Annotated in this window: 1 protein-coding gene; it reads right to left on the bottom strand. The window is 65.8% G+C overall.

Features of this window, described 5'->3' with window-relative positions:
* A partial coding sequence (gene ppnN, locus ABB22_RS17485) for a nucleotide 5'-monophosphate nucleosidase PpnN (protein WP_152984262.1) occupies nucleotides 1–901 on the bottom strand: 901 nt, incomplete at both ends.

Here is a 901-nt window from a genome sequence, read left to right as displayed (position 1 = left end):
TTACCCGTAGACGCCGGCTCCACTGCTGCCGCCAGCTCCGGCGCGGGACGGCCATGATGCAGGTCCAGCGCCGCCATCGCCTCATGCGTCGGCACGAACGGCTGCTGGTATTCCCTCGGGATTTCCACCGACCAGTTGAAGAAGAACGAATCCTTGTGCGCCAGCCGGTACTCGCGCACCCGCTTGATGCCCTGCGTCATGCGCCGCGCCACGGCGACAGGGTCGCCGACGATGATCTCGTAGCGGCTGGCCGCTTCCTCGCCCAGGGTCATGCGTATGAACCGGTCGATCTGTTCGAAGTACGGCGCGGCGACGGTCGGGCCGCTGAGGATCAGGGGGAACGGCAGCGCCTTGTTCTCCTCGCGCAGCAGGATGCCCAGCAGATACAGGATTTCCTCGGCGGTGCCGACGCCGCCCGGGAACACGATGATGCCGTGGCCCATGCGGACGAAGGCCTCAAGGCGCTTCTCGATATCCGGCATGATCACCAGGTGGTTCACGATCGGGTTCGGCGACTCGGCCGCGATGATGCCCGGCTCGGTGATGCCGATGTAGCGCGTATTGGCCTTGCGCTGCTTGGCATGGGCGATCGTCGCGCCCTTCATCGGCCCCTTCATCGCACCCGGGCCGCAGCCGGTGCAGATGTCCAGTCCGCGCAGTCCCAACTCATAGCCGACCTGCTTGGTATACAGGTATTCGTCGCGGGAAATCGAGTGGCCGCCCCAGCAGACGACCAGGTTCGGCTCGCTCGGCTGCAGGATGCGCGCATTGCGCAGCACGCCGAACACCGCGTTGGTGATGCCCTCCGAGGTTTCCAGGTCAGAGGCGTATTCCGGCCCCAGCTCGATGGCCATGTAGGCCAGGTCGCGCACGACCGAGAACAGCAGTTCGGCGATGCCGC

This window comes from Stenotrophomonas nitritireducens (assembly GCF_001431425.1).
Taxonomy (GTDB): Bacteria; Pseudomonadota; Gammaproteobacteria; order Xanthomonadales; family Xanthomonadaceae; genus Stenotrophomonas; species Stenotrophomonas nitritireducens.
The sequence above is the reverse complement of the archived record's forward strand: the minus strand, read 5'-3'. Positions and strand labels throughout refer to the sequence as shown.